The organism is Bacillus sp. EB106-06-01-XG163 (assembly GCF_058791615.1).
Window position 1 is genome coordinate 202,936 of sequence record NZ_JBYTDS010000006.1, and the last position, 24,381, is coordinate 227,316.

The window sequence follows — 24,381 nt, forward strand, 5'->3', positions numbered from 1 at the left end:
TTAAATTTACGGAATATCAATATGACCATATAGTCATACAAGAGCAGCACAAGCCAGCCTCCTGGCTCCGAAAGGGTGGAACCATTGAAGGAAAAAGAAAAGCTGATCATTGAAGCAGCAATTAAACTGTTTGCCCGAAAAGGGTACAAATCTACATCGGTTCAGGAAATCGCCGATGAATGCAAAATCTCAAAAGGCGCTTTTTATCTATACTTTCCTTCCAAAGAAGCACTGCTTCTATCCATGCTGAATTACTACTATGATAAAACGTTTACCCGAATCACGACGATCCAAACGGAGGGCGACAGTCCGAGAGCCGCTTACCAAAAACAGCTTGCGGTGTTTTACGAATCGATTCTCGCCCATCAGGATTTTATTACCGTGCAGATGAAAGACGGTTCACTTCCTTATACCGAAGAAGCGGCGCAGTGCGGAAAGAGAATCCGCCGGTCGATCCTGCAGTTTCATATCGACAGTCTTCTTGCGATTTACGGAGAAAAAGCTGAACCATACACAGCCGAGCTTTGTTTTTTAATAGAAGGAATCAGTCAGATGTATCTTGAATATCTCATTCTGACCGGCCGGTCCGTACAGCCTTCGCTTTTGGCAAATACCGTGATTCACAGAATTGATGACATCGTAAACGGAATGGCGGACAGACATGATGAAGCGTTTATTTCTCTTGATGAGGCAAGCTCACTGTTTGGGCCCCTTCATAACGGGCAGCCCGATCCTTTAAGCCAATCGATCTTGCAGACCCTCCGCACGCGCATCGGCACGATGGACAAGGCGCAAGCATCTGAATTCACCGAGAGCTTGGATATTCTGGAAGCGGAAATGAAGAAAAAGTCGCCGAAACCGGCAATCATCAAAGGAATGATACTGAATTTGAAGGAATCCGACCTGCTGGCTGAAGATGCAGAACAGCTCAGATTTTTACTGAAACAGCAGTTTATTTAGAAGAACGGCCGCAATGACTGCAGCCGTTCTTTCTTTTTATGCTTTCGGGTGCACCATATCTTCCGGACGCACCATTTCATTAAATTGTTCTTCTGTCAGAAGGTTCAGCTGTAATGCCGCTTCTTTCAGCGTCAGGCCTTCTTTGTGGGCAAGCTTGGCGATTTTCGCGGCGTTTTCATAACCGATGTGCGGGTTAAGCGCCGTAACAAGCATTAATGAGTTAGAGAGATTTTCCTGAATCGTCTCTTGGTTCGGCTCAATACCGACAGCGCATTTGTCATGGAAGGAATTCATTCCGTCACTGAGCAGCTGCACGGTCTGCAGGAAGTTATAGATAATAACCGGTTTGAAGACATTCAGCTCGAAGTTTCCTTGGCTGGCCGCAAATCCGATTGTCGCGTCATTTCCCATCACTTGCGCGGCGATCATTGTCAGCGCCTCACTTTGCGTCGGATTGACTTTGCCCGGCATGATAGAGCTTCCCGGCTCATTTTCAGGAATGACGATTTCGCCGATTCCGCAGCGTGGGCCGCTAGCCAGCCATCTGACATCGTTGGCAATCTTCATCAGGTCGGCAGCCAATGCTTTTAACGCGCCGTGAACGTGAGTGATTTCATCATGGCTTGTGAGCGCGTGGAATTTGTTAGGCGAACTTTTGAATGTCTGCCCCGTTACTTTTGTGATTTCTTCCGCGACGAATTCACCGAACTGCGGGTGAGCGTTGATTCCCGTGCCGACTGCCGTGCCTCCGATGGCAAGCGCGCGGATTTTTTCCGTTGACTCAAGAATCATTTCTTTCGAACGGTCAAGCATGTATACCCAGCCGCTGATTTCCTGTCCGAGCGTCAGCGGAGTGGCGTCCTGCAAATGCGTGCGTCCGATTTTCACAATATCCTGATAAGCTTTCGCTTTTTCATCAAGCGTCGCGCGCAGCTGATCAAGCGCCGGAACGAGCTGCTCATATACGGCAAGAACCGCCGCAACGTGCATCGCCGTCGGGAATGTATCGTTTGAGCTTTGGCTGCGGTTAACGTCATCATTCGGATGAATCTTCAGCTCGGAATTTTTTTCTTTCAATAAAGCAGTCGCGCGGTTGGCCACCACTTCATTCATGTTCATGTTGCTTTGCGTGCCGCTTCCCGTCTGCCAGACAACGAGCGGAAAGTTATCGTCGTATTTGCCGTTTAAAACATCGTCACATACAGCGGCAATCGCCTGTGCTTTTTCAGACTCTAAGTTGCCGAGGCGTTCGTTGGCGATCGCTGTACTTCTTTTCAATATTGCAAACGCCTTCACAACACGCTGAGGCATTTTTTCTGAACCGATTTTGAAGTTCTCTTTGCTGCGCTGTGTCTGAGCGCCCCAAAATTTATCTGCCGGAACTTTAACTTCTCCCATGGTGTCTTTTTCAATTCTGTAGTCCATTTATGTATCCCTCCATAACAGTTGCTTCACCCTGAGTATTATTCGCCAGTAACAGATGAAACCCTTTTTATTTTTCGGCCTTGGCCGTTTTTAATTTCAGCTCAAGATAGACGCGCGAATCCTTAGAGTATTTATACTTCGGATTTGTTTTACGGTATTCTTTCGACGTGTAAGCCACTTCGTAATGCGCTTCAAATGATTTGATGAGCTGTTCAATTTCTTCGGCATTTCCTGCCAGTCTGACTTGTGCCACATCTCTCCTCCGCTTTCATAAAAAAACTTGTACCATTAAATACTTTATCATAGTATATCATTTTTTTAACAGGAAAAGATAACCTCAATTAAGGATTGGAAGGCGGGTGACTGTCGATGGCGCAATCGGAATTCAAGGAATACATACACGTTAATCTGGCACTGGTGCTTCCCCACGTAGAGCAGAATGATGACCTGGTTCAAAATAAAAAGATGCTTCCAAACGGGCTTGTTTTTTATTATATGTATCTGAGTGAAATGAACGACGAAGACAAAATAAAAGAGGCGATTGAAACGCTGCTTCGGGAGGAAGACACTCTGACGCTGGATACGGTGACGAAACGTCTTGATAAGATCGACGCCCGTCCCGTCTTTACGTCGAAGGAAGCCGTCATCTCCATTCTGCGGGGAAAATGCGCCGTGTTTATTAACGGACTTGACAGCGTATACATTTTGTCCACGGGAAAAAGAGAAAAAAGAAGCGTGAATGAACCCACATCCGAAAAGGTCGTAAGAGGTCCGAAAATCGCCTTCATAGAAGATTCTGATACAAACGTCGCCATGATCAGGCAGCGCACGAACCATCCGAAGCTGAAAACGAAAAAGGTTCCGATCGGAGAAAATAAGTTAAAATACGCCACGGTCATGTACATAGATGATAAGGCGGACCCATCTGTCGTCAGCGATGTTGTAAAGCGCCTCAGCGAAGTGAAGATGGACGACATTCAGGATTCCGGAACGCTTGAGGAGCTTATTGAGGATAATAAGTATTCGCCCTTTCCGCAAATACAAAATACGGAACGGCCTGATAAAGTCTCTTCCGCCTTGTTCAACGGCCGCGTCGCCATCCTTGTCGACAACTCGCCGTTTGCGCTGGTGGTTCCGGCTTCTTTAGGAATTTTAATGCAGTCTCCCGATGATTATTATGAACGGTGGATTTCCGCCTCGCTCATCCGGGTGCTGCGGTTTACGTCTATTTTTATTACGCTGTTTTTTTCGTCCATTTATATCGCCCTCGTTTCGTTTCACCAAGGGCTGCTGCCGACGTCGCTTGCAGTCACCATCGCGGCGAACAGAGAAAACGTTCCCTTCCCGCCTATCATTGAAGCGATGGTAATGGAAATTACGATAGAGCTGCTGAGAGAAGCGGGCTTGAGGCTTCCCAGCCCGCTCGGCCAGACGATCGGATTGGTGGGCGGAGTCGTCATCGGCCAAGCGGCCGTTGAAGCGAATATTGTCAGCTCCATCATGGTCATCGTGGTCAGCATTGTCGCGCTCGCTTCATTTACGGTGCCGCAGTACGGGATGGGTCTGTCGTTCCGTGTGCTCCGTTTCATTTCGATGTTTACCGCGGCAGCTTTCGGGCTGTACGGCATGATTTTATTTATGCTGGCGATCTACACTCATTTATCGAGACAGCGAAGCTTCGGTTCTCCGTATTTCTCGCCGAATGGATTTTTCAGCTTAAAAAACGCAAACGACTCTATTCTCCGTCTCCCTATTAAAAATCAACCAAAAGAGGCGAAAAACGTAAATGAGCCAGAAAACAACTCTCAATAAGCTTACTAGCTATCAAGGGACGGCATTGATTTCCAACACGATGCTCGGGGCGGGACTCCTTACCATGCCGCGGTCGCTGTCATCAAGGGCGAATTCGCCGGACGGCTGGATTGCATTATGTCTGGAAGGCGTCATCTTTATCTTTTTGATTTATCTCAATACGCTCATTATGAAAAAGCATCAGTACGGATCATTGTTTGATTATATGAACGAAGGCCTCGGCAAATGGGCGGGAAATATCGTCAATCTTATGATCTGTCTCTATTTTATAGGAGTCGCCAGCTTCGAAGCCCGGGCGATGGCGGAAATGGTCAAGTTCTTTTTATTGGAGAGAACGCCCGTGCCGGTTACGCTGTTTATCTTTATCGCCTGTTCCGTTTATTTAATTATCGGCGGCATGAGCGATCTCGGCAGGCTCTTTCCTTTCTATTTAACGATTACGATCATTATTTTGCTGGTGGTGTTTTCTTTCAGCTTTAAAATATTTGATCTGGACAACCTGCGGCCGGTGCTCGGACAGGGGTTTTCTCCCGTTATGGCTTCCTTGACCGTCGTTTCTGTTTCATTCTTAGGAATTGAGATTATGCTGTTTCTCCCTGAGCACATCAAAAATAAAAAGCACACGTTCCGTATGTCGGCCATGGGCTTTGGCATCCCGATTATTTTATACATCATTACCTACGTGCTCGTCGTCGGCGCCTTAACCACCCAGGATGTCAAAACAATGATCTGGCCTACGATTGCGCTTTTTCAATCATTTGAAATCAAAGGGCTTTTTATCGAAAGATTCGAGTCTTTTTTGCTTGCCGTCTGGATTATCCAATTTTTCGCCACCTATGTATCGTACGGATATTTCGCGACATCGGGTCTTAATAAAATTTTCGGGCTGAAGCACAAAAAGGGCATCATTTTCGTAGGCATTGCGACATTCTTCGGATCATTGATGCCCAAAGACGCTAACAAGCTGATGCTGTTCAGTGATATTCTAGGCTATATCTTCTTGGTTTTCTTTTTGCTGCCTTTACTGATGTTTGCAGTCGTCGCTGTGAAAAGGAAGGTGAAAAAAGCGCAATGAAGAAATATATCGTAATCATTCTTTGCACATTGCTTTTAGCCGGATGCTGGGACAGCCGCAATATAGAAGATTTGAGTCTCGTTATCGGCGTCGGGCTCGATAAACCCGAGGAAGAAAACGTGGAAGTGACGCAGCAGATTCTGGTTCCGCAAAAAGCAAGTTCCCAGCAGTCGTCGTCAGGGAGCGACACGACAAAGGTGACTTCCACTTCCGGAGAAACCGTCCATCAAGCCTTACGAACGGCATCATTAAAAAATCACCCCGCTTTCTCCCAGCACTTGCGTATCATGCTGTTTTCCGAGGCGCTGTTAAAGGACGACATCCCGCTTGACGCATTGATGAACCAATTTATCAGGGACAACGGTACGAGAAGAAGCTGCAATGTGATGACGGTGCCGGATAAAACGAAAGATATTTTCAAAATCAGTGACCAGGGAGAGCCTGCGTCAAATACGATCTATGACTTAACGGAGAATAATGCGGTCACCATCCGGATGATGGAGCCCGTGACATTGGGGGAAATATCCGAGAGAATCGCCAAGGGCGAGACCTTTGCCCTTCCTCAAGTTCGCCAAGTGGGCAGCAGACTGGAAATCTGGGGCGCTACCATTATTAAAAATAAATTCTGGTATGCGAATCTAACTCCTTTACAAGTCCAGAATATGAACCTGTTCACAGGCACGGTAAAGGGAGGCGTTACGTTTGCAAAGCATGACAATTATTATTTGTCTTTCGAGGTATTTTCCAGCAAATATGATGTAAAAACACAATATAAAAACGGAAAATTCAAGTTTATCGTTACCCGGTTTGTTGAAGGCCGTCTATCTGAGGATTGGAACCCGAAAGAAGATTCCTTCAAGGAGTCCTATATAAATGAAATCAAAAACGCGGTAAAACGCAGCATTCATTCAGATGTCATGGCATTCATTGATTACATGCAGCATGAGTTGAAAGTGGATATTACCGGGTTAGGCGATCAAGTCCGGATTCATTATCCCGATAAATGGAAAAAGATATCCTCTGACTGGGATCATCACTTCAGTGAATCGGATATTGAATACAAAGTCAAAGTCGCCATCAGGGATTTCGGAACAAAGGGAATGTCCCAATGACCCCGTTCCTCGGGAGAGTGTGCTGGCACCGCTCTCCTTTTCTTATGTCACGAGATGATTGCGGTGGGCATATACGGCTGCCTGCGTGCGGTCACTGACATCAAGCTTTGACAATATATTCGTAATGTGGGTTTTCACCGTTTTAATCGTAATGAACAGCTCTTCACCAATCTCTTTATTCGTCTTGCCTTCCGCGACGAGACAGAGGATTTCCAGTTCTCTTTTTGTCAGCGTTTCATGCGGAAGCTGATTCTCTGAATGGCGCAGCCTTGACAGCACTTTTCCCGCCACCTTCGATTCAAGCTTCGGTTCGCCCTTGGCAGCCGCTCTGATGGCTTCGGCTATTTCTGCCGCCTTGGACGTTTTCAGCAAATAGCTGAGCGCTCCCGCTTCGATCACCGGATACACTTTGTCGTCATCAATAAAGCTCGTCAGCACGATGATTTTCGGGTCATTGAGTGTCGCGCAGATCTGTTTTGTCGCTTCGATACCGTCCATGCCGTCCATGACGAGGTCCATTAAAATCACATCCGGCAAAAGCTTTGCGGCCAGATCGACGCCCTGCTGCCCGTCTGATGCTTCACCGGCGACTTCAATGTCCGGCTGTGCTTCTAAAAATGCGGCCAGACCCATCCTGACCATTTCATGATCATCAATCAGTAACACTCGAATCACTGTCGTTCTCTCCTTTTGTTTTCTGATAAATCGGGACTTTCACGTCGATCTGCGTGCCTTTTCCCTTTACGGAGATAATTTCCGCTATGCCGCCGATTTCACTCGCTCTTTCCTTGATGGAATGCAGGCCGTATGAGGATGCTTTGACTTGATCCATCGTAAAACCCGCCCCGTTATCAATGACTTTAAGCTGAAGTTTTTGATGTTTCGCGCCGAGCCTGACGGTGACCTTGGTCGCCTTTGAATGTCTGAAAACGTTGGAAAGCGCCTCCTGCACGATGCGGAACAGATGGTCTTCAACGCCTTTTGACACACCCGTATCGCTGATGTCCCACTCAATATCCAGCGGCTGCTTCGCTTTGAACTCTTTTAACAGCTCAATCAGCCCTTCTTTTAAGCCTTTTCCTTCTAAAGTGACGGGCCGCAAATGCAATAGCAGCGCTCTCATCTCGTTTTGCGCTTCCCCCGCCATATGTTCAACCATGCGAATCCGTTTGACGATTTTGTCATCCGCATCTTTCACCTGCTCTAAGACGGCGGATGTCATCATAGAAATGGCAAAGAGCTGCTGGCTGACGGCATCGTGCAGATCGCGCGCCAGCCGCTGGCGTTCTTCAGTGATGACCGATTTTTTCATTTGATCCTGCCATTCCGCCCGTTCGTTGGAGAGCTTTTGCAGCGATGTGACCTGGAGCTCGACCCGCTTGGCCATTTCGTTGAGCTGGTCTGCCGCCAGACCGATTTCATCATCGCCGAGCGGCGGCACCCGATAAGCAAAATTGCCGTTTTCAAATTTCAAAACCGCTTCAATCAGTGTATCCATCCTTGTTTTCAGGCGGCCGCCGTATACATAACCGGAAATCAATCCCGCCGAAAGAGACGCCAGAAGCAGGATCACCACAAACGGAATACCGAACCAGCCGGAAGAAAACAGCAGCATCGGGTCAAGCCCGTAATACAGCAGCATCAGCGTAATAAACACCGCGCAAAGGAGCAGACTGAGTCCCGCGGTCATCCGCATGGCGCGCCACTGAATATTGGCGAGTAATTTTTTCCTCATAAATACTTCACATCCACATCGCCGATGAATAACGAAATTGAAATTTTAATCCGCCGCGGCGAGTCGCCGTACTCAGACGATACTTTATACAGATTCGGGCTCATGCCGCTTTTCTTAGAGCCGAGCAGGTTCATATCGCCGATAAAAGCCGATGAACTGACGGACACTTCGATATCCGGCGGGACGTACACATCGACATTGCCGATGACACCGCTGATGGTCATCGTGCTTTCTCCTTCGGGAATCATCGCTTTTGACAAATCAATTTTCACATCGCCGATGAATCCGGAAACATTTAAATCATTCAGCTCAAACGGGTCCTTCATCATCCGGAGCTCGCCGATAAAAAAGCTGCGGAGGTCCGGCTGTCTGCTTTCCGTCTGGGCGGAAGGCTTTTCTTCTTTTTCAAGATTGATTTTCTTCTCTTTATGTTCATACACGCGCTTTCCTTTCAGGAGCCTGTAGCCCGCGTATATGAGAAAGGCGGCGAAGGCATAGCCGAACAGGTTAAAGGTGGCGCTGAACAGGTTCCTCAAAAATAAAAAAGCGGCGAAGATATACAGGACGGAGCCGAGCCAGCCGCGGGAATATTTATTAAAAATATAACCTGTGATCAGAAAAAAGAGCGGCCAAAACAAGAAGTCGCCGATGCCGATAATACGCAAAAACATGCTGACTCCTAATAAGGCGATGATAAGTCCGAGAATCTGTTTTTTTGCCATCAGCTGCTTGCCCCTCCTTTCCTTGACTATTGCAGTGCAATATTGCCGCTCGTCACTTTTATATCAATCGGCCTGGCGCCGCTGCCTTTCATGCCGGTAAATGCCCCGCCTTCCTTACTCGTTTTCTCAAAGGAATAAGACGGCCGAATCCTTCCGCTTGCCGTCTCGGCGTTCACCGTAAAACTTCCGTCTTTCGGCAGGCTGATCGCTGCGCTGCCGCTCGCAAGCCTGACGGATACGGGAGCATCCGCCGTCTCAAGCGAGGCATCGACACTGCCGGAAGCGACCCGCACGTCAAGGGCGCCCGCCACATGTTGAAGCCCGACATGTCCCGAGGATAAACGGACAGCCCCCGTTTTTGCCGCAAGGCCTGCTGCTGTGAGATTGCCCGACAGCCCCTTCGCTTCAAACACATCCGTCTTCACGTGCTTCAGCGACATGTTCCCGCTTACAGAACGGACGCCGAGGTGCGCAAGAGACAGCCCCTTGTTTCCGTCGACGGCAATGCTGCCGCTTGATGTATGGACGGTGATGTCTCGATGATAATCATACGGAATGCGGACAATCAGCAGAGGACGCTGAAAGAGATTCAGAAATTGGAACCCTTTCTCCTTTGCTTTAAGATTGAGGGTCTTTCCCCTGCTTTGGACAAACATTTTCCCCGCCGGTCCAGTCATGTTTGCCGCGATATCATTCCGCGCTTCCGCGATGATTTTTACATCCGTCTGTTCCGATGAAACCGACAGGCTGTTGACGGCACGCGGCGGTATGCTTGCCGATTCCGCTTCTGTTTCGTACAGCGGAAAAAAACGCCCGGCAAACACTTCTTTCACCAAAAACAGACAGCAGATCAGAACGGACGCCGCCATCAGTCCTTTGGCAATCTTACGCTTCATTACGTTCCATCCTTTTTCATTCATTTTATTATAAAGGAAAAGCCGGATAATTGATACGTGCGTATAGGGAAGAGGCGTAAACGCGCCGATCTTCCCTTGTGCACATTATTCATGAGCCGCTTTTTGACGCTCTGTTTTTTCCAGAGAAAGCGAGCGCATTTTTTCAATCTCAGCTTCCACCTCGTCTGAATATTGGGAGCGGCTGTATTCTGTGTTCGCCTCAGCTGAAGTGCCGTATTTAACGCGGACTTCCATTTCTTCAATGCGGCTTTCCATTCGAAGGAACTCTCTGTAGGCGCTTTCGCTGTCAATTTTGTCGAAAGAAGCGTTCATATGTTCCTTCGCATTTGCCGCGTTTGCGCGGGCGATGAGCGCCTGTTTTTTATCCTTTACGTCGCGGAGGCGCGTTTCTAAAGTTTCCAGCTGCTCTTTCAGCTCTGCCAGCTGTGTTTTCGCCTGCTCATACGCTTTTTCATGTTCGGCCGCTTTTCCCTCAAGGTATTTCATTTCAGTCAGCGCCTTTTTCGCTAGCTCCTCTTCCCCGGCGTCAAAAGCAAGCTGAGCTTGGTTTTTCCGTTTTGCCGCCGTTTCGGAGGCGTCTTCCTGTTTTTTCTTAAACTGATGGACGATCGTATGCTGTTTGACAATCGTTTGTTTCGCCTTAGCGATGTCACTTTCCATATCACGCACATATTGATTCAGCATGACTTTCGGATTTTCTAATTTATCAAGCCCTTCGTTAACAGATGCGACGAACATATTTCTTATTCTTTTTAAGACCATTTTGTCTTCCTCCTTATTTTTTCTTCAGAAATTCTTCCCATTCAGAGTCAAATCCGGATTGATAGCCCGGTGATGCCGCTTCCGGTTCATACTGGCGGGAAGCGGTATCTGAGCCGCCCTGCTTCATCATCTTCCACCCGAAATACACCATGGCGCCGGCCAGTCCGATCGCAACGATAAATGGAAGAGAACCGACGAGAATCATAGCTCCGATGACGCCCGCGATGATACCCGATACCGCCCGGCCTTTTGAAAAACGTTTGATTCCCCAGTAAAGCATCAGGCCTCCGATCGCCAGCGGGATGATAAATGCGAAATGGCCTCCTCCGAAAAAGACAGAAAGTCCGAACACAATCAGCAGAAAGCCGCCTGCCGTTTTGCCATTTATATTCATGCAGATCCTCCTTTCGTTTTCCTTGTCTTTACTATAAACAAATCCCGCGGCCGGCAAAACGAGTCAGAGATTGATTTTCATATCAGACCGGAGTCGTATAAGCCCCCGGACCTTCGCATAAAAAAACGCCGCTGCACCGGACGGCGCAGGGCGTTTCACGAAAAATCTATATTCTGATGCTCGCTTCTTTTTCCCTGATGAGATCTGAGCGTTCGGCTTTGGCCAGCTTCGTAAAGAACAATATTCCGAGACCGGACAGGACTTCAACGAGACCGCCGGCGGCAATGACTTTTCCGGGACCGAAGGCGTTAGCCGCGTATCCGCAAAGAACCGCGCCGAGCGGAATGGATATGTTTGAGATCATATGGATGACGGCATAGACTTGCGGCTGGTCATCATGGTCCACAGACGTCTGAATAATCGTATATTCCGGCACATTAATAGCGCTGACGGCAGATCCGAACGCAAACGCGGCGAGGAAGACGAGCGGCAGAAAAGTGTTGAGGCCGGTGATGAAAAATGCCGCTCCTTCTATGATTCCCGCTGACACAAACAGGAGGCCGTATTTGTTCACCTTCACCTTAGCCAAAATAAAACCCATTAAAAAGGCTCCGCCCGTGCCTGTCGCTTTCAAAAGCGAGTAGATGATCGGCGGCATGTTTAAATCTTCGGCGACATAAACGGCAGAGAGCGCCTCCCACGGAGCGGCCGCAAAATTCATGAAGATACAATAGATGGCGAGCGGGTATAAAATCTGGTGTTTCCTGACAAGAACGAAACCCCGTTTGAGCCTTCCGAAATACGTCCCGCGCTGTCTGACGGCGACTGTATCCTGTTTGGCATGCTGGACTTGGTATGACATAAAGAGTACGAGAAAACCTGATAGAAGATAGAATATAAGAGCGATAAACAAAGAATAAGCGGGACTGATAAATGTTAAGAACACCCCGCTCAGCGTAATGGCGGCAAGCCTGACGATCTGGCCTGATGACTGGATGACCGCATTCGCTTTCTGCAGGCTGTTTTCTCTGACAATATTGGGGATTAATGAGATAGATGCAGGATTATAAGCGGCTCCCGTGGCTGAATGCACAATCATGAGAAGCATGACAAACCATAAAGGAGAAAAACCGTTAAAGTAACAGACCGGAATGATCAACACGACCGCCGCGCGCGTCAGGTCGGAGAAATACATCCAGAATTTCAGCGTATGCTGCTTCATAAAAGGCCCGGTAATCGGCGCCAGCATCGCCTCCGGAAGGAACGTGACCGCAATGAGCAGGGACGTGCCGATCGCGCCTTCCCCGTCAAAAATCAAAAACCACAGAATGGAATTAAAGGCAAAACCGTCGCCTGACAATTTAACCAGCCTTGAGATAAACAGAAGGGTGAAATTTTTATTCCAGATGCTCTCGCTCTTATTATATGTATCCATCTATCAAATCCCCCATTATTTTACAATGTTTCTTATAATATCTCATTTTTTAATTTTTCAGTCAATAATGCATAAGATACATTTTCCTCCTGTCAATAAAGGTTCAATTGATGGATATCTCTATAAAAAAACAGCCGGCTTGCTGCTGCCGGCTGAACAAAACATTATTCATCATCACGGAATACCGCGGCGCTTCTTTCATACTCTATATCCTGAACGCCCTGTCTTGCGTTAACTGCTCTTGCCGCCGCGAAAAAATAATCAGACAAGCGGTTCAAGTAACGCATCACCGTATCATTTATCTCTTCTGTTTTGCCGAGTTTCACGATGAGACGCTCAGCCCGTCTCGTGACGGTCCGCGCGATGTGAAGCTGAGCAGCCGCCTTATGCCCGCCCGGAAGAATAAATTTCTCAAGCGGGGGCGCTTCAGCCGTGTAACGGTCTATGCAGTCCTCCAATGCGGAAATAGATGTCTCTCTTAATGTATAGCTTCTATGTTCAGTGACCGTCGCCAAGTCGCCGCCGCAGTCAAACAGCTCATGCTGAATGTTTCGGAGTTCGGCTTTCACATCACCGCAATTCTCACAATCATCAAGCTCCGCAAGCGCAAGCCCGATAAAGCTGTTCAGCTCATCAATCGTCCCGTAGCTTTCAACCCGCAGACTGTCTTTATCCGTTCTGCCGCCGATCAGGCTTGTCTGTCCTTTATCACCGGTTTTCGTATACAGCTTCATCGTTGTATTCCTCCTTCTTCCGCCGCTTTTACACATGCCGCGGTTCCTCTTCTGACGGCTCTTTCCGCGTGAGGGACATCCATCGCCTCTCCTGTCTGCAAGGCACAAATGACAATGTCGCCTTTTGCCTGTCTGCCGGAAAGAGCCTGCATTCTCGCTTCAGCCGCTGCCGTTAACAGCCGTACAAATCCCTGTTCCGATAAACGTCCGCTGATCAGCACCCAAACGGTATGCTGCGCAGTCACGGCAATTGTGACCGAATCAAACGTACGGCAGATCAAACCAGCGGCCGCTGAGCCGGAAAGCCGGCGGCTCCACGAAAAGCCCGGGCCGTCAGATGCGGTTGACAACATTCTGAACGGCCGTTCTGTATGAAGCGTTACGGTATTTCCGCTTTTGTTTATCAGAGAGGCGAACGGAACGTTGACAGGCTCTCTTTCCTCCTGCGCTTCCGGCATGAAAGCGATCAGCGGTTTCGGTGACGATTGCTGGGCAACAGCGCTGACGGTGATGCCGTAAATGTCTTCAATCGTCTCTTTTTTCAAAGCCTGATCCGGCGTCTGCTTCGGAAAAGCGCGTCCGTCTTTCATCATCAGGAGCTGATCACAATATTGGCCTGCGGCGTTTAGGTCGTGAAAAATACTGATGACCGTCAGGCCTCTTTCTCTCGTCAACCGCTTCACCGTATCAAGCAGGTCTTTCTGATATTTGAGATCAAGAAAGGTCGTCGGCTCATCCAGACACAGCACCTCAGGCTGCTGAGCCAGCGCCTGCGCCAGAAAGACGCGCTGCCGCTCCCCGCCGCTCAGATTGCGGACGGATTGCTGCGCATATCGGTCGATGCCCGTCATTTCCATCGCTTCCCGGACAATGTCTTCGTCATGTTGATCCATCTGTCTGAAGAGTCCTTTTTGATACGGATATCTGCCGAAGGACACTGTTTCCTTAACGGTAAATGTAAAAGCTTGCTTCGTATGCTGCGGCAAAACGGCCATGATTTTCGCAAGTTCCCGCGGCTTGTATCCGCCGACGGGCCTGCCTGCTACGAGCACCTCGCCTTTTGACGGAGAGAGCATTCCCGTCAGCAATTTCATCAGCGTTGTTTTTCCCGAGCCGTTCGGACCGAGTATGCCGACAAATTCACCTTTTCCGGCGGTAAAGCTGACATCTTCTACAATCATCCGGCCTCCGTACCCGCCGGACAGGCTGCTCACCCTGATCATAAGCGTTTCCCTCCATGATGCTGGCGAAGCAGAATCAAGGCAAACACAGGCGCTCCCGCCAAAGCCGTCATAATGCCGATCGGCAATTCGACAGGCTCAATGACGGTGCGGGAAAACAAATCCGCCAAAATGAGAAACCCGGCGCCCGTCAATGCTGACAGCGGCAGTAAATGGCGATGATCCGTCCCCCACAAAAGCCGTGTCACGTGGGGAATGACAAGGCCGACAAATCCGATCGTCCCCGAGACGGCAACCGCTCCTCCCGTCAGCAGAGATCCGGCGGCGATCATCAGCCATTTTCTTTTTCCCGTACTGACGCCTAACAGCCTTGCCTTTTCTTCTCCATAAGTCATAATGTTTAATTCTCTGCCATTGATAAGCAGAAGCGCCGTCCCGGCCAGAAAAAAAGGCAGAAACAGCGCGACATAGCCCCAGCCCCTCATTGACACGCTTCCTAACAGCCAGCGGACAATCGGGAGCAGATCATTGCCCGTTAAAGCGATCACAAGCGATATGAGAGCCCCGAGAAAAGAATTCATGATGATGCCTGTCAAAATGAGCGTCGAAACCGACATCGACGCATGAACGAGGCGGCTGAAAAACAGAACCGCCGCCATGACCGCAATGGCTGCGGCGATGCTGACAACCGGTAGTGTGAACCGGCCGATGACGGGAATCTGAATGCCGAAAAACAAGGTGATAACGGCTCCCGCTGAGGCTCCCGAAGATACCCCGAGTGTATAAGGGTCGGCGAGCGGATTTTTCAGAAGTCCCTGAAACGCCGCTCCCGCAATGGATAACGCGGCTCCGACAAGGGCAGCCAGAACGACTCTCGGCAGGCGGATATTCATCATAATATTTACATTCATAGGGTCAGCCGAGGATGTCCGGCCGATCCCGATCCAAAAAACGTCGGATAAAGGAATATGCAGACTGCCGATTGAAATGCCGAGTGCCGTACAAACGGCTAAAAACAGCAGGCTGACCGTGTAGGCCAGCGGGCGGTTACTTTTTAAACGTTTCAGGATAAACGCTTTCTGCAAGCTTCTCGACCCCTTTGACAAGGCGCGGGCCTGAGCGTGTGACAAGGTCGGGATCAACAGAATAGACATTGTGGTGTTTGACCGCATTGACGGCACCCCAGCCGGCGCGTTTTTCCACTTCAGCGGCCTTTACGCCGTCTGTCGTAATGATGACGTCCGGATTCATTTTGACAATCGCTTCATCTGTCAATTGCACCCAGCCGGTCTGGCTGCCGGCGGCGTTTTTCGCATGTATATCTTCAAGCATTTCGTTCATAAACGTGCCTTTTCCCGTCGTGTAGCCGTCAGGAGACACTTCGACGAATACTTTCTTTTCGTCTTTTTCAGAAATGGCCGCCGCTTTCTTTTCTATGCCGGAAAGGTCGGATTTCATCGATTTGATCAGCTGATCCGCCTGCTTTTCTTTGCCGGCCGCTTTCCCGATCATGCTGATAGATTTGTACACGTCTTGGAACGATTGCGCATCATTGACCGTTAAGACGGTGATGCCCGCATCTTTCAGTTGCTTCATCGCATCGGCGGAAGCGGACATAGAGGACGCGTGGGCAAGCACGAGATCCGGCTTCAGCGCGATGACTTTTTCAGCGTTCACATTCATATCTCCGACTTTCGGTTTTTTTACCGCTTCTTTCGGATATGTATCATTTGTCGTGACGCCTGCGACCTTATCTCCCAGTCCGAGCGCGTATGTAATTTCCGTATTGCTCGGCATGAGGGAAACGATTTTTTCCGGTGCCTGCTTTATGGTTACTTTTTCGTTCGCGGCATCCTTAATGGTTACCGGGAATGCTTCGGTTGAGACGGCTTTTTGTTTGGCCGCGCTTCCTTCTTCCTGTGCGCCGGAACAGCCGGCGATCACAAAGGCGGTGACCAAAAGCGCCGCCCAGACGGCAGTGATCTTCTTCATTCTTTTAACTCCCCCTGATTATGGTAAACGATTGTCTCTTTGACATTCGTATCCTTTTTTCGCAGTAATTATACTATAAGTCTTTAAGGCTTGTATATCCGGCCTTTTTGCATGAAAGCAAATTGTTCGTACACACTAAAATTCATCATGTATACTGTTACACAATGGTGTAAAAAGGAGGATTATCATGGAATTACAGCTTGAACGAAAGCTCGTTTTGATTACAGGATCAACCTCAGGCATCGGAAAAGCCGCGGCAAAAAGCTTTTTAGCCGAAGGCGCCGAGGTGATTATAAACGGAAGAAAAAAAGAAACTGTGGAACGGACGGTTGAGGAGCTTTCCGCTTACGGAACGGTCCACGGCATCGCTGCGGATTTATCGCGTCAGGATGAGGCGGATGACTTGATAAAGCGCGCGGGTGTAATCGGGGAAGTCGATATTCTCGTCAATAATCTCGGTTTTTTTGAAGTAAAAGACTTCGCTGAGGTGTCTGATGACGAATGGACTCGGTATTTTGAAGTGAATGTTATGAGCGCCGTGCGCCTGTGCCGGCGTTTTCTGCCGCAAATGCTCGAGAGAAACAGCGGACGGATTCTGAACATCTCCAGTGAAGCCGGAGTCAAACCGCTTGCGCAAATGATTCCGTATTCAATGACGAAAACGGCGTTAATCAGCTTGTCCCGGGGAATGGCGGAAATGACGAAAGGCACAAATGTCACGGTCAACTCCGTGCTGCCGGGACCGACATGGACCGAAGGCGTCGCTTCTTACATGGAAGGAGCCGCAAAGGCTGCCGGAGAAGACACAGACAGCTTCGTCCGGGATTATTTTAAAGTGAATGAACCGACATCATTGATTCAGCGCTATGCAACCCCGGAAGAAGTCGCCAATACGATTGTATTTCTCGCTTCATCAGCGGCTTCTGCCATTAATGGCACCGCACAGCGGGTTGAAGGCGGCATCATCCGCTCCATTTAACACAAAAAAGCCCGGGCACAATGGGGACTTCCCCATATGCCAGGGCTTTTTTTACATCATGCCTGCAAACGGAACCGGCTCCCAGCCGCCCGTCTCAAGCTCTGCTGAAAACAGGCCGCCCGCATGCGGCTGCTCAAGTCTTTCGGCTTCCGTCAATTTTTCCGTCGCGGTCGTAATGTATAACGTGTTCAAGTCTCTGCCTCCGAACGCGCAGCAGGTGACGTATTTCGCCGGAACTTCGATAGATGCAATTTCCTTATGCAAAAACGGGTCAATCCGGACGGCACGGCCGCCTCCGAACAGAGCCACCCACAGCATTCCGTCACGGTCAATGGTCATTCCGTCGGGAGATCCTTGCGACTCCGGAAAGCGGTAGACCGTTTTCGGATCTGATACGGCTCCGGTTTCAGGATCGTATGCATAACAGACGATTTCCTGCGTCGGAGTGTCGATATAGTACATCAGGTTTCGGTCCCGATCCCAATCCAAACCGTTCGAGGTGGAGACCTGGTCTTTTATTTTGGCAAGGCTGCCGTCCGTATTCAGACGGTACAGCGAAGCCTCCTCTTCTTTGCCTTCCATGCTCGTCGTTCCCGCCCATAATCTGCCGGACGGGTCGCATTTTGCGTCATTGAAACGGATATCTTCCCGCATGTCTTTCGGCTGCTTCATCTTCGTCAATGTGTCTTCCCGAAGATTGTACAGGTAAAAACCGTCTTTCATCGTCATCACCAGCTCTTCCTTTGAATACAAGGCCAGAGCCGTGACAAATGATTTGAATTTAACGGAACGGTTGATTCCGTCAGCCGGAGTGAAGATATGCAGCTGGCTGCCCAGTATATCCACCCAGTACAAGCATTGCTTATCCTTGTCCCATAATGGGCCTTCTCCGATAACTGCTCTCGTATCTGCTCGTAATGCTGCTTCCATGTGTGAACACCTCTTTTGCTTGTCAGTCTTCTATTGTTATTCCCGACAAAGCGGCGTCCAAACTCAATCTTTTTTAAAAAGAATCGTAATCACCGTTCCGGCGCTGATTCTGCTGTTGACATGGATGGTTCCGTTATGAAGGTGAACCAGCTCCTTGGCAATGGCGAGCCCGAGTCCCGTTCCTTCTGACGGTCCCTTCGTATTCGTTCCCCGGTAATAACGGTTAAACAGCTGGTGAATCGTTTCGTCGTCCATTCCTCTTCCGTTATCTTTCACCTTCAGAATGAGCTGTTCGGCTGATTCCTCAAGCACGACCCGAATGGCGGTCCCTTTCTTATTATGCTTAACCGCGTTTGCCAGCAGATTCTCCAGAATACGGCGGAACCACGCTTCATCAATGGCGAAAAGAATGTCTTCCTTTTTGGTTTCAAAGGCGATGTCATAGCCTTCCGAGAACGTGTTTTTCGTGAAATCGTTCGTGACGTTTCTGATAAACGGCACGACGTTGATCAGCCGCCGTTCGATCGGGAGGGCCGCGTTTTTGAGGCGGTATGTTAAGTTTAAGTCCTCAATCAGCTTCGACATATATTCTGATTTTTCCCGGACGATCTGCCCCATTTCTTTGACTTCTTCCGGGGTCCAGTCGTATTGCTTCGATTCAAGCATCATGCTGTAGCCGTAAATCGTGCTCAGCGGGGTTTTTAAGTCATGGCTCAGCCCGGCGATCCACTCTTCCCTTGTCGCCTGGATTTTTTCTCTGTTTTTCTTATCCCGCTTCAGCGTGTCGGTCAGCTGATCCATCGATTCGAAAATCTCGGCGAAAAAGCGGAACGGCTGTTTTGTTTTGCCTTTTTTGTTTTTGCTGACCGGCTGTCCTTTGCGGTTCTTCGGCTCTTCAAGCCGGCCCTTTGATAAATTGACGAGCCATTTGATGGTATGAAACAGCGGCCAGCCGAAACGGAAAGAGTACCAGATGGTCAGGATGCAGATCATAAATACCAGGATTCCGATCAAGAGGAAGAGGGTTTTCATCACATTTCTCAAAAATGATTTGTTAAACTCGTGATCGGGGATGTACACGGGGTTCGGCACCGACGCGACCATCCATTTCGTTTTATCGAGTCTTTTAAAAGAAATTTCCCGTTTGTAATTCCACGGCTTGGAACTGTATTTCAGCAATTCAAGCTCATTGACGGTGCTCCGTTCTTTTTTCGTGCTGTTGATATCCCCGAGCAGTCTGCCGCTGTCTTCGAGAAGGTAGACCGCCCCTTTTTCCCGTTTAATATAATCAACCGTGCTCTTTTTATATTGAGAAAGGGAAGCGAGGGATGGCTCCTGTGATTCGATGTAAGTGAGAAGCTGCTCACTGGCGGATTTCCAGCCGAACAGAATCAAATAGGTCTCATCATTTATCGTGACCGTCCAGTAATTCAGCTTGTAGTTGTCAAAATTCCGGTACTGGTAAATGGATAAGAGATCTTTTCTGCTGTAATGGCTCGGGACGTCTTTCGGCACTCTGTACGCGTAGTCCGTTTTTTCATTATCATTAATGATCTGCAGCCAGCCCTTCTGCTTTCGGACCGACATCTTTAAAAACTCATCGACATCCCATGTGCCGTCTTCGTTTTTATCAAGCCACGCTTCAAACGAGTCCGCGGTCGCTTTGGTCAGTCCCGCATTGGCTTCCGCTTCGCTGAAACGCCAATCCAAATAGAAGAAAGAAGCGACGGCCAAAACGGACATCAGCAGGATGACAAGCAGCAGCTGTCCGAAAAAGTGGAGCAGAAATTTTCCGCGCATTCTCATGAGCGGGTTCCTTTTTCTCCTTGATCGGGAATAAACCGATAACCGAGGCCGCGCACCGTTACAATATAAGACGGATTGCTGGGGTCTTTTTCAATTTTTTCTCTGAGCTTGCGGATATGCACCATGACGGTGTTGTTGTCGCCGTAAGACGGATATCCCCATACTTTTTCATAGATCTGATCTTTTGAGAGCACCACATCAGGGTGTTCACAGAAATATTGAAGCAATTGCAGAAGCTGTGCGGAGCAGCTGACGGGCTCGCCCCCGACGATCAGCTCGGCGTTTTGCGGTGAATAGGAAAAATGACTGTATGAATACGTCTTTACCGCCGTTTTCTCTTCGCGCTTATAGGTTCTCTTTAACGTCGCTCTGATCCGCGCAGCCAATTCGAGCGGATTAAACGGCTTTGTTATATAATCGTCAGCTCCCAATGCAAATCCTGACAGCTTATCCGCATCAGAAGAACGGGCGGTCAGAAAAAAGATCGGAGCGTCGGTATAGTTCCGGATTTCGGTGCATGCTTCAAAACCGGACATGCCTTCCATCATCACATCCAGCACGAGCAGATCCGCGGTTTCATGTTTAACAAACTCGATCGCTTCCTCAGCGCTTCCGGCTGTCTTAATGTTGTGATAGCCTTCTTTGACGAGAACGCGTTTGACCATATCAACGATCGCCTTCTCATCGTCTACAATTAAAATTGACGCATTTTCCACCTTGGACGTTCCTTTCTCTTTGTTTTTTTCATCATATCATTATATGGATAAGATTTGGTACCTTTTTAGTGCGGAGGTCTTGCGGGGAAACAGAAAAGAAAAACGAGACCGGACATCTCTTCTCGTTTTTCTCACGTTGTCAGAGCGGAATATCCATCATTCCGCCGCTTTTGTCAGGAGCTTTCATTTATAAGATGAAGAATAAATTCCCAAAAACCCGGCACTTCCTGGCATAACAGCATGTCCGCTTTTTCAACTATTTTAATCTTCAATTCTTGTTCAAGATCTTCTCTTTCCTGGTATGATGTATTGCTCAGTTTTTTTTTTATCATTGGCGAAAAACGCGAAATCAAAAGTTCCATTTCGTCGGTATCTGTGTTCTCTTTGTTGAAGTCAAATGGCCCGTTCACTGCTTATTTTCCCCCTTTTTTTGCTTGTCCAGCTGCTTTCTGAGATTGTCGAGCCCTTTTTTATGAATATTGGAAATGTTCTGCCGTGATTCACCCAGCGACTCGGCAATCTCCTTCATCGTCGCTCCGTGAAGATAAATATTCGTCAGCACGCTTTTTTGTTTATCGGTTAACGTCTGAAGCGCTTCGTATAAATCACGGTTTTGGACATGCTGGCTCAAATCCCCCTGCTTCCGCAGAAACTCTTCATACGCGTCTTTTCCCATTTCATAGGGAAGCGCTTCACCTCCCTCCGGCTGATCCACCGTCAGCGGATAGCGCTTCTGATTTTTACGGATGCGCTTGTCAAAATCGATGGAGAAAATCCGGATCATAGAGTTCATATATTTGATGATCCGGATTTCCTTATAAAACTGTTTAAAATGGTCGTCCAGTGATTTTGCATCCTTCTCGTCTGAATGTTCCAGCACATTTTTAAATTTCTCGTAATGCTTTGGGTCACTTAAAAAATGTTTAACGATCGGATGTTTCATAATTTCCTTGCATTTTGACCGTAAAAGAACTTGATAGTCCATAAAACCGCCCCCTATTTAAATTAAATGAAAGAAAGCAAAAAAAAGTAAACTACTCCTTTCCGACTAAGATTCCGCACTCCTTATGTCCCGGATTTTCCGGAACAAAAAAAGACCCTCAACCGCGATATCAGGTTTACAGGAGCCGCTCTTTCTTTCACTTATATACATGACTGCAGGTCAAGTCAGGAGGTGGCTGATAATGGATCAGGTTTTTATAGAAGAAGCGGTCAGACAGCTCGGCAATCTCGGCTTTCCGGCTCTGATTGCCATGTATCTTCTCACACGGTTTGAGAAGAAGTTTGACGCCCTGATCGAACTGATGACGGAACTGAAAGATCAGAAAATGAAAAATTAATTTTCACACGAAGTTGACTTTTCATCGGAACGCATCACTTAACAAAGCAGAAGGGAAAACGAAAGGCCTTTCACATTCTCTTTCTGAAAAAACAAAGCTTGAGAGGAGACGATTTACATGTCAAAAGAAAACAACTGCAATATCCCGCAGCCGATCAGAGGAGACAAAGGGGCGACCGTCACGATTCCGCGCAACCTTGAAAGAGACCGCCAAAATCCGGATATGCTGACGCCGCCGGAAACGGATCACGGCACAGTGGATAATATGAAATTCTCTTTCTCAGATGTGCACAACCGGCTGGAAAAGGGCGGATACGCGCGTGAGGTGACCGTTCGCGAGCTGCCGATTTCTGAGAATCTGGCATCTGTCAACATGCGTTTAAAACCGGGCGCCATCCGTGAGCTGCACTGGCATAAAGAAGCGGAATGGGCATATATGCTGACGGGCAAAGCGCGGGTCACGATTGTTGATGAACAGGGACGCAGTTTTATCGATGACGTGAAGGAAGGAGATCTGTGGTACTTCCCGTCAGGCCTGCCGCACTCCATTCAGGCGCTGAAAGAAGGCTGTGAATTCCTCTTGGTTTTTGATGACGGTTCTTTCTCAGAAAACAGCACATTCCAAGTGACTGACTGGCTTGCCCACACACCGCTTGATGTCATCGCCAACAACTTCGGGGTTTCAGAAAAAGACCTCGCCGGCCTGCCCGGGAAAGAAAAATATATCTTTGAAGAGCCGGTTCCCGGGAAGCTGAAAGATGACATTGTGGAAGGCCCGAACGGTGAAGTGCCTTATCCGTTCACTTACCGCCTGCTGGATGAAGGTCCGACTGCTGAGACGGATGGCGGCAAAGTATATATCGCGGATTCCACAAACTTCAAAGTGTCCAAAACGATCGCTTCAGCGCTTGTCGTGGTCGAACCGGGCGCAATGAGAGAGCTGCACTGGCATCCGAACACGCATGAATGGCAGTATTATATTTCCGGTAAAGGACGGATGACGGTTTTTGCATCGGACGGCCATGCGAGAACATTTAACTATCAGGCCGGGGATGTCGGTTACGTCCCGTTCGCAATGGGCCACTATGTGGAGAATTTGGGAGATGAGCCGCTCGTCTTCCTGGAAATCTTCAAGGATGACCACTATGCCGATGTGTCCCTGAACCAATGGCTTGCCATGCTTCCTGAGAAATTCGTCCAGCAGCATCTGGATCTGGGCAAAGACTTTACGGATATTCTTTCAAAAGAGAAACACCCTGTCGTCAAAAAGAAATGCTGAAGAAGATACACACCGGCTTGCAGAGTTCCGTCTCTGCAAGTCTCCTCTGTGTGAAAAGGAGCTGAACAGATGATCAATCAAAACGGGACGAAAATGTTTTTTCTTCATGTGCTTCGGTATGTCCTGGCAGCCGCTGCCGTATTATTCGGGTATTTTATGGTGATGATGGCCGTATTTTCATTAGCCGGGACGAGCTACGGATCGATGGCGTACGTCCTGCTTTTTTCCGTGCTTTTTATTCTTCTCGGTTTATGTTTTGAACCGCTTGAGCGGCTGATGATACATAGCTTTACCTTTTTTGGGACGGGCAGGCTGCCTTTTCTCCTTTTAGCCAGCACCGTTCAGCTGCTGTTCCTCTGGATGACCGCGTATACGACGGATAAACTGATTGAAAAGATTTGGCTGTCAACGACGGAGGAGCTGATTGTGGCGGGGGTTTTTTTCGTTTTGGATAAATGCGTCTCCGGAGAAAAGCAGCCCCGGGCGCAATAAAAAAACGCAGGCCGGAATGGGACTGACCCCATAATATGAGACAAACAAAAAACACCTTCAAGTTTGAAAACGGATCGTTGTTATCCGAAATTAGACTTGGAGGTGTTTTTCTATGAGGGCAAGAGTGAGTTATCCGGTTGAAGTCAAACAGAAGGCTGTAGAAATGAGATTGGCGGGCGTGCCTGTGAAGGAGATCATGCAGGAATTGAATATAAAGAATAAGACGCAGGTGCAGACATGGGTCAGGTGGTATAAAGCTGGGGACACACATCGATTCGAACAACCTGTCGGAAAGCAATATTCTTATGGAAAAGGTCCAGAGTATTCTTCCGAATTAGAGAAACTGCAGGCAGAAAATCGTTATCTGAGACAACAGAATGAAGTGTTAAAAAAGTACAACGAATTGGAAAGGAAGCTGATAGCGAAACGCCAGTCGAGCTTGTAGAAGCATTGCGCAGCACAATGACCATAAAGGATATCTGTATTCATTTAGGTATCTCACGAGCATCTTATTATCGTTGGAAGAAGAATCTGATGAAAGATAACCCTAAATACCATTTAGAAAAACAAATCGGCACGTTGTG

26 protein-coding genes and 1 pseudogene are annotated in these 24,381 nt (G+C 48.4%); 9 read left to right on the top strand and 18 right to left on the bottom strand.

Annotation, left to right across the window (positions count from 1 at the left end):
- Positions 1-84 precede the first annotated feature (84 nt).
- Positions 85-960, top strand: a complete 876-nt coding sequence (locus AC3WTF_RS09820; RefSeq protein WP_017418948.1) for a TetR/AcrR family transcriptional regulator — start codon at positions 85-87, stop codon at positions 958-960.
- Between the two features lie 36 nt (positions 961-996).
- On the opposite strand, the gene fumC is transcribed toward AC3WTF_RS09820, so the two are convergent.
- Both fumC and AC3WTF_RS09830 read right to left on the bottom strand, forming a co-directional pair.
- Entirely contained in the window at positions 997-2,385 is a 1,389-nt protein-coding gene (fumC, locus tag AC3WTF_RS09825; RefSeq protein WP_007410064.1) for a class II fumarate hydratase, read from the bottom strand.
- A gap of 67 nt (positions 2,386-2,452) precedes the next feature.
- A complete protein-coding gene (locus tag AC3WTF_RS09830) occupies positions 2,453-2,638 on the bottom strand; it encodes a YvzF family protein (protein ID WP_003151806.1) in 186 nt (61 codons plus the stop codon).
- A 116-nt stretch (positions 2,639-2,754) separates the two neighbouring features.
- Here AC3WTF_RS09830 and gerAA point away from each other — a divergent pair, with 116 nt between their 5' ends.
- The 3 genes from gerAA to AC3WTF_RS09845 are packed head-to-tail and all read left to right on the top strand — an operon-like array spanning position 2,755 to position 6,384.
- A complete protein-coding gene (gene gerAA / locus AC3WTF_RS09835; protein WP_020954311.1) occupies positions 2,755-4,197 on the top strand; it encodes a spore germination receptor protein GerAA in 1,443 nt (480 codons plus the stop codon).
- Entirely contained in the window at positions 4,172-5,272 is a 1,101-nt protein-coding gene (locus AC3WTF_RS09840) for a spore germination protein (RefSeq protein ID WP_007410062.1), read from the top strand. Before gerAA ends, AC3WTF_RS09840 begins: the two co-directional genes overlap by 26 nt.
- The gene (locus AC3WTF_RS09845; protein ID WP_020956323.1) at positions 5,269-6,384 is read left to right on the top strand and encodes a Ger(x)C family spore germination protein; all 1,116 of its coding nucleotides are present in this window, start codon (positions 5,269-5,271) and stop codon (positions 6,382-6,384) included. The genes AC3WTF_RS09840 and AC3WTF_RS09845 overlap by 4 nt, the downstream gene beginning before the upstream one ends.
- A gap of 42 nt (positions 6,385-6,426) precedes the next feature.
- Here AC3WTF_RS09845 and liaR read toward each other — a convergent pair whose 3' ends face one another.
- From liaR to AC3WTF_RS09900, 11 genes are all read right to left on the bottom strand, one after another.
- The gene (gene liaR, locus AC3WTF_RS09850) at positions 6,427-7,059 is read right to left on the bottom strand and encodes a two-component system response regulator LiaR (protein WP_007410060.1); all 633 of its coding nucleotides are present in this window, start codon (positions 7,057-7,059) and stop codon (positions 6,427-6,429) included.
- The gene (gene liaS, locus AC3WTF_RS09855; protein ID WP_003151796.1) at positions 7,037-8,119 is read right to left on the bottom strand and encodes a two-component system sensor histidine kinase LiaS; all 1,083 of its coding nucleotides are present in this window, start codon (positions 8,117-8,119) and stop codon (positions 7,037-7,039) included. Before liaS ends, liaR begins: the two co-directional genes overlap by 23 nt.
- The gene (liaF, locus tag AC3WTF_RS09860; protein ID WP_020956324.1) at positions 8,116-8,841 is read right to left on the bottom strand and encodes a cell wall-active antibiotics response protein LiaF; all 726 of its coding nucleotides are present in this window, start codon (positions 8,839-8,841) and stop codon (positions 8,116-8,118) included. The genes liaS and liaF overlap by 4 nt, the downstream gene beginning before the upstream one ends.
- Positions 8,842-8,867: 26 nt before the next feature.
- On the bottom strand, positions 8,868-9,737 hold the full coding sequence (liaG, locus tag AC3WTF_RS09865; RefSeq protein ID WP_015240556.1) for a LiaG family protein: 870 nt from the start codon (positions 9,735-9,737) through the stop codon (positions 8,868-8,870).
- 105 nt (positions 9,738-9,842) lie between these two features.
- Positions 9,843-10,520: a stress responsive protein LiaH gene (gene liaH, locus AC3WTF_RS09870; protein WP_007410057.1), complete on the bottom strand. Its 678-nt coding sequence runs from the start codon at positions 10,518-10,520 to the stop codon at positions 9,843-9,845.
- Positions 10,521-10,533: 13 nt separating this feature from the next.
- Entirely contained in the window at positions 10,534-10,914 is a 381-nt protein-coding gene (locus AC3WTF_RS09875; protein WP_007410056.1) for a protein liaI, read from the bottom strand.
- Positions 10,915-11,080: 166 nt separating this feature from the next.
- Positions 11,081-12,349 (bottom strand): MFS transporter, encoded by a 1,269-nt coding sequence (locus tag AC3WTF_RS09880; protein ID WP_007410055.1) that lies wholly within the window; start codon positions 12,347-12,349, stop codon positions 11,081-11,083.
- A gap of 164 nt (positions 12,350-12,513) precedes the next feature.
- Entirely contained in the window at positions 12,514-13,083 is a 570-nt protein-coding gene (locus AC3WTF_RS09885; protein WP_007410054.1) for a cob(I)yrinic acid a,c-diamide adenosyltransferase, read from the bottom strand.
- Positions 13,080-14,306 carry an ABC transporter ATP-binding protein gene (locus tag AC3WTF_RS09890; protein WP_492314247.1) on the bottom strand — a complete coding sequence of 409 codons (1,227 nt, stop codon included), beginning with the start codon at positions 14,304-14,306 and terminating at the stop codon, positions 13,080-13,082. Before AC3WTF_RS09890 ends, AC3WTF_RS09885 begins: the two co-directional genes overlap by 4 nt.
- Positions 14,303-15,349, bottom strand: a complete 1,047-nt coding sequence (locus tag AC3WTF_RS09895) for a FecCD family ABC transporter permease (protein WP_025285248.1) — start codon at positions 15,347-15,349, stop codon at positions 14,303-14,305. The genes AC3WTF_RS09890 and AC3WTF_RS09895 overlap by 4 nt, the downstream gene beginning before the upstream one ends.
- The gene (locus AC3WTF_RS09900; protein WP_042635475.1) at positions 15,312-16,256 is read right to left on the bottom strand and encodes an ABC transporter substrate-binding protein; all 945 of its coding nucleotides are present in this window, start codon (positions 16,254-16,256) and stop codon (positions 15,312-15,314) included. Before AC3WTF_RS09900 ends, AC3WTF_RS09895 begins: the two co-directional genes overlap by 38 nt.
- 187 nt (positions 16,257-16,443) lie before the next feature.
- Between AC3WTF_RS09900 and AC3WTF_RS09905 the strand changes: the two genes are divergently transcribed.
- Positions 16,444-17,235, top strand: a complete 792-nt coding sequence (locus tag AC3WTF_RS09905; protein ID WP_007410049.1) for an SDR family NAD(P)-dependent oxidoreductase — start codon at positions 16,444-16,446, stop codon at positions 17,233-17,235.
- 51 nt (positions 17,236-17,286) lie between these two features.
- On the opposite strand, the gene AC3WTF_RS09910 is transcribed toward AC3WTF_RS09905, so the two are convergent.
- The 5 genes from AC3WTF_RS09910 to AC3WTF_RS09930 form a co-directional block, all read right to left on the bottom strand.
- A complete protein-coding gene (locus AC3WTF_RS09910; RefSeq protein WP_012118417.1) occupies positions 17,287-18,165 on the bottom strand; it encodes an SMP-30/gluconolactonase/LRE family protein in 879 nt (292 codons plus the stop codon).
- 63 nt (positions 18,166-18,228) lie between these two features.
- Positions 18,229-19,971, bottom strand: coding sequence for a HAMP domain-containing sensor histidine kinase (locus AC3WTF_RS09915; protein ID WP_020956326.1), 1,743 nt, complete (start codon positions 19,969-19,971; stop codon positions 18,229-18,231).
- Positions 19,968-20,687: a response regulator transcription factor gene (locus tag AC3WTF_RS09920; protein WP_003151779.1), complete on the bottom strand. Its 720-nt coding sequence runs from the start codon at positions 20,685-20,687 to the stop codon at positions 19,968-19,970. The genes AC3WTF_RS09915 and AC3WTF_RS09920 overlap by 4 nt, the downstream gene beginning before the upstream one ends.
- Positions 20,688-20,860: 173 nt before the next feature.
- Positions 20,861-21,097, bottom strand: coding sequence for a sigma-O factor regulator RsoA (gene rsoA, locus AC3WTF_RS09925; protein WP_003151778.1), 237 nt, complete (start codon positions 21,095-21,097; stop codon positions 20,861-20,863).
- Positions 21,094-21,630, bottom strand: a complete 537-nt coding sequence (locus AC3WTF_RS09930; protein ID WP_087920805.1) for a sigma-70 family RNA polymerase sigma factor — start codon at positions 21,628-21,630, stop codon at positions 21,094-21,096. Before AC3WTF_RS09930 ends, rsoA begins: the two co-directional genes overlap by 4 nt.
- Positions 21,631-21,871: 241 nt before the next feature.
- Here AC3WTF_RS09930 and AC3WTF_RS09935 point away from each other — a divergent pair, with 241 nt between their 5' ends.
- The 4 genes and pseudogenes from AC3WTF_RS09935 to AC3WTF_RS09950 form a co-directional block, all read left to right on the top strand.
- Positions 21,872-22,027, top strand: a complete 156-nt coding sequence (locus AC3WTF_RS09935) for a YvrJ family protein (protein WP_007410044.1) — start codon at positions 21,872-21,874, stop codon at positions 22,025-22,027.
- 117 nt (positions 22,028-22,144) lie between these two features.
- A complete protein-coding gene (locus AC3WTF_RS09940; protein ID WP_007410043.1) occupies positions 22,145-23,305 on the top strand; it encodes an oxalate decarboxylase family bicupin in 1,161 nt (386 codons plus the stop codon).
- 69 nt (positions 23,306-23,374) lie between these two features.
- Positions 23,375-23,797 (top strand): acid stress-sensitive anti sigma factor RsiO, encoded by a 423-nt coding sequence (gene rsiO, locus AC3WTF_RS09945; RefSeq protein WP_492314248.1) that lies wholly within the window; start codon positions 23,375-23,377, stop codon positions 23,795-23,797.
- Between the two features lie 112 nt (positions 23,798-23,909).
- Positions 23,910-24,381: pseudogene (locus AC3WTF_RS09950) on the top strand (helix-turn-helix domain-containing protein); the annotation flags it as partial.

Excerpts from the sequence above, each read along its gene's own strand:
- fumC (WP_007410064.1), bottom strand. The coding sequence starts at position 2,385 with ATGGACTACAGAATTGAAAAAGACACCATGGGAGAAGTTAAAGTTCCG.
- gerAA (WP_020954311.1), top strand. The coding sequence starts at position 2,755 with ATGGCGCAATCGGAATTCAAGGAATACATACACGTTAATCTGGCACTG.
- AC3WTF_RS09840 (WP_007410062.1), top strand. The coding sequence starts at position 4,172 with ATGAGCCAGAAAACAACTCTCAATAAGCTTACTAGCTATCAAGGGACG.
- AC3WTF_RS09845 (WP_020956323.1), top strand. The coding sequence starts at position 5,269 with ATGAAGAAATATATCGTAATCATTCTTTGCACATTGCTTTTAGCCGGA.
- liaS (WP_003151796.1), bottom strand. The coding sequence starts at position 8,119 with ATGAGGAAAAAATTACTCGCCAATATTCAGTGGCGCGCCATGCGGATG.
- liaF (WP_020956324.1), bottom strand. The coding sequence starts at position 8,841 with ATGGCAAAAAAACAGATTCTCGGACTTATCATCGCCTTATTAGGAGTC.
- liaG (WP_015240556.1), bottom strand. The coding sequence starts at position 9,737 with ATGAAGCGTAAGATTGCCAAAGGACTGATGGCGGCGTCCGTTCTGATC.
- liaH (WP_007410057.1), bottom strand. The coding sequence starts at position 10,520 with ATGGTCTTAAAAAGAATAAGAAATATGTTCGTCGCATCTGTTAACGAA.
- AC3WTF_RS09875 (WP_007410056.1), bottom strand. The coding sequence starts at position 10,914 with ATGAATATAAATGGCAAAACGGCAGGCGGCTTTCTGCTGATTGTGTTC.
- AC3WTF_RS09880 (WP_007410055.1), bottom strand. The coding sequence starts at position 12,349 with ATGGATACATATAATAAGAGCGAGAGCATCTGGAATAAAAATTTCACC.
- AC3WTF_RS09885 (WP_007410054.1), bottom strand. The coding sequence starts at position 13,083 with ATGAAGCTGTATACGAAAACCGGTGATAAAGGACAGACAAGCCTGATC.
- AC3WTF_RS09890 (WP_492314247.1), bottom strand. The coding sequence starts at position 14,306 with ATGATCAGGGTGAGCAGCCTGTCCGGCGGGTACGGAGGCCGGATGATT.
- AC3WTF_RS09900 (WP_042635475.1), bottom strand. The coding sequence starts at position 16,256 with ATGAAGAAGATCACTGCCGTCTGGGCGGCGCTTTTGGTCACCGCCTTT.
- AC3WTF_RS09905 (WP_007410049.1), top strand. The coding sequence starts at position 16,444 with ATGGAATTACAGCTTGAACGAAAGCTCGTTTTGATTACAGGATCAACC.
- AC3WTF_RS09910 (WP_012118417.1), bottom strand. The coding sequence starts at position 18,165 with ATGGAAGCAGCATTACGAGCAGATACGAGAGCAGTTATCGGAGAAGGC.
- AC3WTF_RS09915 (WP_020956326.1), bottom strand. The coding sequence starts at position 19,971 with ATGAGAATGCGCGGAAAATTTCTGCTCCACTTTTTCGGACAGCTGCTG.
- AC3WTF_RS09930 (WP_087920805.1), bottom strand. The coding sequence starts at position 21,630 with ATGAAACATCCGATCGTTAAACATTTTTTAAGTGACCCAAAGCATTAC.
- AC3WTF_RS09935 (WP_007410044.1), top strand. The coding sequence starts at position 21,872 with ATGGATCAGGTTTTTATAGAAGAAGCGGTCAGACAGCTCGGCAATCTC.
- AC3WTF_RS09940 (WP_007410043.1), top strand. The coding sequence starts at position 22,145 with ATGTCAAAAGAAAACAACTGCAATATCCCGCAGCCGATCAGAGGAGAC.
- rsiO (WP_492314248.1), top strand. The coding sequence starts at position 23,375 with ATGATCAATCAAAACGGGACGAAAATGTTTTTTCTTCATGTGCTTCGG.